Annotated in this window: 6 protein-coding genes and 1 pseudogene; 4 read left to right on the forward strand and 3 right to left on the reverse strand. The window is 75.3% G+C overall.

The window, feature by feature from the left end:
- Positions 1–830: 830 nt before the first annotated feature.
- Positions 831–2,576 (reverse strand): malto-oligosyltrehalose trehalohydrolase, encoded by a 1,746-nt coding sequence (treZ, locus tag CCN42_RS33770; protein WP_086741251.1) that lies wholly within the window; start codon positions 2,574–2,576, stop codon positions 831–833.
- Positions 2,577–2,749: 173 nt separating this feature from the next.
- Here treZ and CCN42_RS33775 point away from each other — a divergent pair, with 173 nt between their 5' ends.
- The 3 genes from CCN42_RS33775 to CCN42_RS33785 all read left to right on the forward strand — a co-directional run bounded on the left by CCN42_RS33775 (position 2,750) and on the right by CCN42_RS33785 (position 4,143).
- Positions 2,750–3,301, forward strand: a complete 552-nt coding sequence (locus tag CCN42_RS33775; RefSeq protein WP_086741252.1) for an FHA domain-containing protein — start codon at positions 2,750–2,752, stop codon at positions 3,299–3,301.
- A gap of 92 nt (positions 3,302–3,393) precedes the next feature.
- Positions 3,394–3,615: a hypothetical protein gene (locus CCN42_RS33780; protein ID WP_422641232.1), complete on the forward strand. Its 222-nt coding sequence runs from the start codon at positions 3,394–3,396 to the stop codon at positions 3,613–3,615.
- A 42-nt stretch (positions 3,616–3,657) separates the two neighbouring features.
- A complete protein-coding gene (locus CCN42_RS33785) occupies positions 3,658–4,143 on the forward strand; it encodes an SSI family serine proteinase inhibitor (protein ID WP_086741253.1) in 486 nt (161 codons plus the stop codon).
- 147 nt (positions 4,144–4,290) lie between these two features.
- On the opposite strand, the gene CCN42_RS33790 is transcribed toward CCN42_RS33785, so the two are convergent.
- Complete coding sequence (locus CCN42_RS33790) at positions 4,291–5,538, reverse strand: M14 family zinc carboxypeptidase (RefSeq protein ID WP_086741254.1); 1,248 nt, start codon at positions 5,536–5,538, stop codon at positions 4,291–4,293.
- 129 nt (positions 5,539–5,667) lie between these two features.
- Positions 5,668–7,089 (reverse strand): dihydrolipoyl dehydrogenase, encoded by a 1,422-nt coding sequence (lpdA, locus tag CCN42_RS33795; protein WP_086741255.1) that lies wholly within the window; start codon positions 7,087–7,089, stop codon positions 5,668–5,670.
- Positions 7,090–7,209: 120 nt separating this feature from the next.
- Between lpdA and CCN42_RS33800 the strand changes: the two are divergent.
- A pseudogene (locus CCN42_RS33800) lies at positions 7,210–8,124 on the forward strand (LysR family transcriptional regulator); the annotation flags it as partial.
- Positions 8,125–8,423 lie beyond the last annotated feature (299 nt).

Here is an 8,423-nt window from a genome sequence, read left to right on the forward strand (position 1 = left end):
CCGTACTGCGGCGCTGCGGGTTCACCGAGGCGGGCTCCCTGACCGTCGACGGCCGACCCGGACTCCGCCACCGACGCGCACTCCTGCCCTAGGCCGTGTCCGCAAAGTCCCGTCTGCCCCGCGACGCCTGGCACGCACTCTCGCCGCGCCGGGCGAAGCCCCAAGTACATCCAGTACGAGGGACTCCGCCCGGCGCGCCGAGAGCACGCACCGGACGCCGCAAAGCCGTCCTGCGGACGACGACGGGAGTGTGACGACACCCCCTGGCGGGCACCGGGCGGCGCTTGCCTCCGGTGAGGCAGGCGAGAGGTCTGTGGACCTGCTGGGTCTTCGGCCGGGGCGGGGCCGTGCGGCGCGCCTGGGGCACGTCGGGCTCTCCCCGGGGCGGGGCCGTGCGGCGCGCCCGTGGGCAGGCACGCCGGGTCTTCCGCCGGGTGAGGCGTGCGGCGCGCCCCGGCACGCCGTACGCCCCACCCGGCAGGGTGTGCGGCACGCTCCCGGACAGGCCGGACGTCCAGCGGCACGCTCCCGGACACGCAGCGCCTGGCCCACCGCGCGGGTTCACGCGTCCCCGCGCGGCACACGAGCCGGCCGTGTCCCGCACGTGCCGTGGGGCCGTCCGAGCGCCACACCGTTCCGCTCGTCCGCCGGGGCACCGCGCGTGTCCACCGGGTCGCCGGGCATCGCGTAGCACCCGCGCAGCCGCCGGGTGCCGCGCGTGCCCTGCTCGGCGTGCCGCCTGCTCAGCCGCCGGGTGCCGCGCGTGCCCGGCCCGGGCTGCTGCCCGGCGCGTCTCTCCGCTCACCCAGCGGAGGCCCCGCGCCCCCCGCTCACGGCTGGGCCAGCACCACGCAGGACTCCCCGGGCAGCCGCAGCCGGCCCTCCGTGTCCGGGGTGTCCACCGGCTCCCACGCGGCCAGCACCTGGGCCGGGCGGGTGCCCAGGGGGATCGTCGCGGGTTCCCCGGCGAAGTTCACGACCACGCACACATCGCCGCGCCGGAAGGCGAGCCAGCGGGCCCGCTCGTCGTAGGCCACCTTGATGTCGCCGAGATCGGGATCGGTGAGGTCGGGCTGCTGGTGCCGCAGCTCGATGAGGCGGCGGTACCAGGCGAGCACGCGCGCGTGGGGCTCGCGTTCGGGCTCCGACCAGTCCAGGCACGAGCGGTCCCGGGTCGCCGGGTCCTGCGGGTCCGGGATCTCCTCCTCGGCCCACCCGTGCGCCGCGAACTCGTGCCGCCTGCCCCGCCGTACCGACTCCGCCAGCTCGGGATCGGTGTGGTCGGTGAAGAACTGCCAGGGCGTGCCCGCCGCCCACTCCTCGCCCATGAACAGCATCGGGGTGAACGGCCCGGTCAGGGTGAGCGCGGCGGCGCAGGCCAGCAGCCCGGGGGAGAGGGCGGCGGACAGCCGGTCGCCCTGGGCCCGGTTGCCGATCTGGTCATGGGTCTGGCTGTAGCCGAGCAGCCGGTGCGCGGCCACCCGGGTGCGGTCGAGCGGGCGCCCGTGGTGCCGGCCGCGGAAGCTGGAGTAGGTGCCGTCGTGGAAGAACCCCGCGGTCAGCGTCTTGGCCAGGGCATTCAGGGGAGCGCGCGCGAAGTCCGCGTAGTAGCCCTGCGACTCCCCGGTCAGCGCGGTGTGCAGGGCGTGGTGGAAGTCGTCGTTCCACTGCGCCTGGAGCCCGAAACCGCCCTCCGCGCGCGTGGTGATCATCCGCGGATCGTTCAGCTCCGACTCGGCGATCAGGAACAGCGGCCGACCGAGGTCGGCGGACAGCCCGTCCACCGCCGTCGACAGCTCCTCCAGGAAGTGGTACGCGCGCGTGTCCACCAGCGCGTGCACCGCGTCCAGCCGCAGGCCGTCGATCCGGTAGTCCCGCAGCCATGCCAGCGCACTGCCGGTCAGATACGCGCGCACCTCGTCCGAGCCCGGTGCGTCCAGGTTCACCGCCGCGCCCCACGGCGTGTGGTGCGTCTCGGTGAAGTACGGGCCGAACGCCGGAAGGTAGTTGCCGGACGGGCCGAGGTGGTTGTGGACGACGTCCAGGACCACGCCGAGGCCCAGCTCATGGGCGCGGTCGACGAACCGCTTCAGCCCCTCGGGACCGCCGTACGGCTCGTGCACCGCCCACAGCGAGACCCCCTCGTACCCCCAGCCGTGCCGGCCCGGGAACGGACACAGCGGCATCAACTCGACGTGCGTCACGCCCAGTTCGGCGAGATGGTCCAGCCGTTCGGCCGCCGCGTCCAGGGTGCCCTCACGCGTGTACGTGCCCACGTGCAGCTCGTAGAGGACCGCCCCAGGCAGCGGACGCCCCGGCCACTCGGTGCGCCACGCGTACCTCTCGTGGTCGACGACCGCGCTCGGCCCGTCCGGACCGTCCGGCTGCCGGCGCGACCGCGGATCCGGCCGGACCGGCCCGTCGTCCACCGCGAAGCCGTACCGCGTGCCGTCCCGCGCCTCCGCCTCGGCGATCCACCACCCCGCGCGTTCCGGATCGCGCTCCATCGCGTGCGTGACGCCCTCGCAATGGAGCGTCACTCGGCCGGCCTGCGGTGCCCACACCTCGAACTGCACGGACGGTTCCCCTTCGTCTGCTCACCGTGATGTAGCCCGTCCATGGTGCGCCAAAAAAGATCAATCCGCTTTTGAATCTTCCCTTTTACGGCAGGTGTCGTCAGGTACCCGCGCGTGGGGACCGTATCTCCGTTTTCTGGACACCCGGGGTTCACTGACCGACAATCACCAGCGTGACGTCGTCCTTCGAGTTCCCGACCTCTCTCCCGCGCCCTTCGGACGCGGAGCGCGACCATGCGCTGAAGGTCCTGCGAGACGGCGTCGCCATGGGCCGTCTGTCCCACGACACGTTCGTCCGCCGGATGGAACTAGCCCTCGCCGCCCGCCGCGCCGACGAACTGGCCGCGCTCACCGCCGATCTGCCCACCGAGAGCCGCTTCTCCCGCGTGGTGTTCGGCACCGTCGAGGCGGTCTCCGGGTTCTCCGCGCGGCTGCGCCGGGCCTGGCAGGCCGAGCGGCTGCCCAAGCTGCTGCTGCCGCACCCGGCGGTCGGCAGCTCCCTGCGGATCGGCCGCGACCCCGCGAGCGGCCTCAGGCTGACCCACGAGACGGTCTCCCGCAGTCACGCCGAACTGAGCCGCCAGGGCGGCATGTGGATCCTCCGGGACCTCGGCTCCACCAACGGCACCAGCGTCAACGGCCGCCGCGTCATCGGCGCCACCGTCGTCCGCGAGGGCGACCAGGTGTCCTTCGGGCAGGTCGGGTTCCGTCTCGCCGCGCACTGAGCGGTTCGCCCGAACGCGCCCGCACGGCCGCCGCGCCCGCAGCCACTGGCAAATCCGGTCACCGTCCGCGGTGTTGACGCTCCCGCCGAGTCGTGACTGACCGCACCAGCTCGTCACCGCCGCCGGGCGCGACCCCGCCAGCGTGCTGCCCGAGCTGGGCCGGCCTCCTCGACCCCTGGACCGCCGAGCACCGGGACGGCCGCGGTGACGAGTGGATCCCGGTCGCCCGGCAGGCCGAGTACCAGTCCCGCGTGGTGCTCGCGGCGTTCGAACCGGGCCGCGTGGCGACTCGCCCCCTGCTCCCGTTCGGGTGAGTCGGACTGGGGTTCCGAGCCCGTCGTGCCGATGCACCGGGAATGACGCACACCCTCACAGTGAAGACCGCCCGGCGCTGTCTGCCGGCGACGGCCGCCCTGCTCGCCGTGTTCGCCGTGTTCGCCGCCGGAGCGGTACCCGCACGGGCGGCGGCCGAGCCGGTCCGGGAGACCGGTCAGCGGACCTGGCTCCACCTCACCGTCACCCGGGGCGAGGTCCTCCGCCCGGGCCTGCGCCCCCTCCGCCCGGCGGGTCACCGCTCCGGTGAGACGCGCGACACCCTGCTGCTGTGCGAACCGCCGCTGGGCCACGGCCGGGCCGCCGAGGCCTGCGCCCAGCTCGACGCCGCGCACGGCGACATCCGCCGGATCGCGACGCGGGACGGCTCCTGCCCGATGGTGTACGCGCCGCTGACCGCCCAGGCGCGCGGGATGTGGCAGGGGCGGCCGGTCGACTACCGCGAGACGTTCTCGAACTCCTGCGCCATGGAGGCGGTGACCGGGGCGCTGTTCGCGCTCGATCGCTGACGGGAGGCGACGCGGGCGGCGGTGCGCGCGGCGGCATGTGCGCACCCGCCCCCGCGGTCCGTGCGCCCGCCGTCGGTGTTCACCGCCGTCGGTGTGCACGGACCGCGGTACGCGCGCGTGGTGGCGGCGGGGCTGGGGCACGAGACCTCACGCCGCCCGCTCGCGCGCGTGCAGCGCCGCCGCGACGACCGTCCGGGACTGGTGCTCGACCTGGTGCTCCAGAGGCACCCAGCGGGCCCGGAACCGGTCCGCGAAGGTCTCGCTCCAGATCGTCACGAGCTGCTCCAGCCGCGGCACCGCGCGGTCGTCGGCCTCGCGCAGCACCCGCAGCAGCATCGCCGCGGCCCGCAGCGGCAGCCGACGGGCGAACGCGTCCACGCTGCCGACGTACGCCCTTGTGTGGTCCGCCGGGGGCGTGTGGATCCAGTCCGCGGCCAGCCCCGGCACCAGTTCCAGCGCCCACCGGGCGGCCCGCAGCAGCGGCCCGTCGAGGCCGTCCAGCCGCGGCAGCGACTCCGCGAGCACCTCCTCCACCTCGCGCGCGTCCCGCAGCAGCCGGTCCGCGAGCCGGCGGATCGCCGCGGCCGGCGCCGGATGCGGTGCCGGGTCGTCCACCAGGTCGCTGGCCCACATCGGCACCTCGACGACCGCGGTGAGACCGCCGTACCGGTGCGCGTGGTACCAGGTGCTGTGCCGCGCGTCGTCCGGCATGCTCGGATACGCCACCGCGCCGGGCGCGGGCATCACGTGCACCCCGGGGCCGGAGGCGGGCCAGCCCGCGGCGTCCGAGGCACCCGTCTCGACCGGGATGTGCAACTCGGCCGCCGACTTCCCGAACGGCTCCGCGAGCCCCGGGATGTCCCGGGTCAGCTGTACCCAGCTGCCGCCCAGCTCCGTCCCGTGCAGGGTCACCTGGAGGTAGGGGCGCAGCTCGTCGATCAGCCCGGTCAGCGCGCGCGTCTCGGGCGGCAGCCGGTCCGGGGGCAGCACGGCGGGCGACCACTCCGGCTGCTCCGGGCCCGCGGGCCGGAAGAACCCGTGGTGGTAGTCCAGCAGGCTGCGCGGCGCCGGCGTGACATGCAGGCTCGCCCCGTCCGGGTCCGCGCACAGCAGGAAGTGCCACGACGTCCCCGACCGCAGCGACTGCTCGGCCACCACCCGTTCGGCGAGCGCGAGGAGCGTGGAGCCGCCGGTCGGCTCGTTGGCGTGGGCGCCCGCGACGACCAGCACCGCGCGGCGCGCACGGCCCACGGCCAGCACGTGCAGCGGGCGCCCCGCGCGGGACACCCCGACCTCGCGCAGGGTGCACAAGCCGGGGTACGAGGCGGCCAGCACGTGGGCGGCGGCCACCAGCTCGGCCACTGTGGGATAGCGCAGCTCCGGCACGTGACTCACCCCCGTTCGTCCGGCCTCGCATCCGCAGTACCGCACGGTCCGGAGGCGGTGTCAAGGACAGGCCAGGGGAGGCTTCAGGGGGCGCCCGGTTGCGCACACGGCGTGTGGCGGGGTCGCCTGCCCCGGCGCTCACTGCTGGTGCAGCCCCCGTCCGGCGAGCGTCAGAAACGCTTCACCGACCGCCTCCGACAGCGTCGGGTGCGCGTGCACATGCCGGGCCACGTCACCGGGTTCCGCGTCCCAGCCGACGACGAGCTGGCTCTCCGCGATCATCTCGGACACGTGCGGGCCGACCAGATGGACACCCAGCACCCGCCCGCCGCCCGCCTCGGCGACGACCTTCACCATGCCGCCCTGCCCGTGCACCATGCCTTTCGCGACGGCGGTCAGCGGCATCGTGTTCACGTCCACCTCGTGTCCCCGCGCGCGTGCCTCCGCCTCGCTCAGCCCGACCGACGCGGTCTGCGGTGACGAGTACGTCACCCGGGGCACCGCCGCGTAGTCCACCGGCGCGGAGGCCGCCCCCGCCAGTGTCTCCGCCACCAGCAGGCCCTCCGCGAAGGAGGCGTGGGCCAGCCCGAGGGACGGCGGCGGCAGCAGGTCACCCACGACGTGCACCCCCGGCACGGCCGTCTCCAGCCGGTTCCAGTCCGCCGGGACGACGAACCCCCGCTCGTCCGCGGTGACGCCCGCGGCGGCCAGGTCCAGGTCCTCGGTGACCGGGACCCGGCCGACGGCCACCAGCAGCCGCTCCGCCTCGACCGCACGGACCTCACCGCGCGCGGTGCGCACCCGCGCGCGTACGCCGTCGTCCAGCAGCTCGGCGTCCAGCAGCCGGGCGCCTGTCTGCACCTCGATGCCGCGCTTCTTCAGACCGCGCGTCAGGTGCCGGGAGACGTCGGCGTCCTCCAGCGGCACGATCCGGTCGGCCGCCTCCACCAGGGTGACCCGCGCGCCCATGGAGCGGTGGAACGACGCGTACTCGACCCCGATCGCGCCGCCGCCCAGCACCAGGACGGAGGCCGGCAGCGCGGGCGCGAACAGGGCGTCGTCACTGGTCACCACGCGCCGCCCGTCCGGTGGCAGCGCGGGGAGCGTGCGCGGGCGTGAGCCGGTCGCGAGGACGACGCCCCGGCGCGCAATGAACTCCCGCACCCCGGGGTCCGAGTCCGGGCCCGCCACCCGTACCGAGCGGGGCCCCGTGAGGCGCGCGCTGCCTCGCACGACCCGCACGCCCGCGTGTGCGAGATGCGCTTCCACGCCCCGGTGGTTGCGGGCCACGATGTCGTCCCGGGTGGCGACCAGCGCCGGCCAGTCGACCGCGTCCACGGTCGCCTTCACGCCCCACCGCTCGCGCGCTTCCGCGATCCCGTCCACCAGTTCGGCGGCGTGCAGCATCGCCTTGCTCGGAATGCAGCCGCGGTGCAGGCAGGTCCCGCCCACCTTGTCGCGCTCGACGAGCACGACCCGGAGACCGAGGGCCGCGGCGCGCAGGGCGGTGCTGTAGCCGCCGGTGCCGCCGCCGATGACGATGACGTCCGCTGTGTTCATGCGCCCAGCCTCCGCCCGGCCCTTGCCATGCGTCCAAGGCAATGTTCTTGTGGAACCGATGAACGATGTCTATGGCACCGGATGCGGCAGCAGCCGTCGGGGGACGGGAGTCGGGGACGGATGAGCCTGCGTCAGATGGAGTACTTCCTGACCGTCGTCGAGGAGGGATCCTTCACCCGCGCGGCCGAGGTGCTGCACGTCTCCCAGCCGGCGCTCTCGCACCAGATCAAGGCCCTGGAGCGGTCCGTCGGCGGCGCGCTCCTGGAGCGCCTGCCGCGCGGCGTGCGTCCGACGCCCATGGGGCGCGCCTTCCGGCCGCACGCCGAACTGGCCGTCCGCAGTGCCGCACAGGCGCACCGCGCGGCCCGCGCCACCGCCGGCGCCGAAGGCGGCGAACTGCACGTCGCGGCCGTACACGCCCTCGCGGTCGGTGTCCTGCCGGAGGTCTTCGCGCACTGGCGCACCGCCCACCCGGGCGTCCTGCTGCGCCTGCACGAGTACGCCGAGACCGCGTCCCTCCAGGAGGCCGTCGAGCGCGGCGCGGCGGACCTGGCCGTCGGCCCCGCCCCCGCCGACTGGCCCGGCACGACCCTCACCATCGGCGAGGAGGAGATCGTCCTCGTGGTGCCGTTCGACGACCGCTTCGCCGGCCGTACGACGGTGACGCTGCCCGAACTGGCGGACCGCCCCTGGGTGCGCTGCGCCATGGAGCCCGTCGTCCACGGCGAGCGCATCCTCGACTGGGCCTGCGGCCGGGCCGGTTTCGCTCCGCGCACCGCGGTGTGGACCGAGCACAGCTCCACGGCGGTGCGGATGGCCGCCGCAGGGGTCGGCGTGTGCGCCGTGCCCTCGCACGTCGTGCGCGGCGCCGTCGGCGAGGACTGTGTGGTGCTCTCGCCCGACCCGCCGTGGATCCGGCCGCTGAGCGTCTTCTCCCGCGTGCCGCCGACCGGCGTCGCCGAGGCGTTCGTGGACCTCCTGCGCGCCCGCTTCCCCACCGGCACGGCCCCCGCACCGCCCACTGCACCACCGGCCGCCCCGGCGCGGACCGCACCTGCGGCTATCGCCCTCGCGCCGCCCGCACCTGCGCCTGCCGCCCTCGCGTCGCCCGCCTCGGTACCTGCCGCCGTCGCGTCGCCCGTCTCGGCACCGGCTGCCCCCGCACGCACCACGTCCGCGCCCACAGCCCCCGCACACACCGCCCCCGTGCCACCGCCGGCCTCGGCACCGGCCGCCGCCCCGGCGTGAGCCGCCTTCACTCACGCCAGGGCCCGGCACAGGCCCCCACCGGCCCCTGGGGGGTGTCGTCAAATTCCCGTCTGCCCCGCGACGCC

Origin of the sequence: Streptomyces glaucescens (assembly GCF_002154375.1) — a bacterium.
In the GTDB taxonomy this organism is placed as follows: Bacteria; Actinomycetota; Actinomycetes; order Streptomycetales; family Streptomycetaceae; genus Streptomyces; species Streptomyces glaucescens.

What these genes read in the sequence shown, in the direction of transcription:
- CCN42_RS33785 (WP_086741253.1), top strand. Translation starts at nt 3,658, where the DNA reads ATGACGCACACCCTCACAGTGAAGACCGCCCGGCGCTGTCTGCCGGCG.
- lpdA (WP_086741255.1), bottom strand. Translation starts at nt 7,089, where the DNA reads ATGAACACAGCGGACGTCATCGTCATCGGCGGCGGCACCGGCGGCTAC.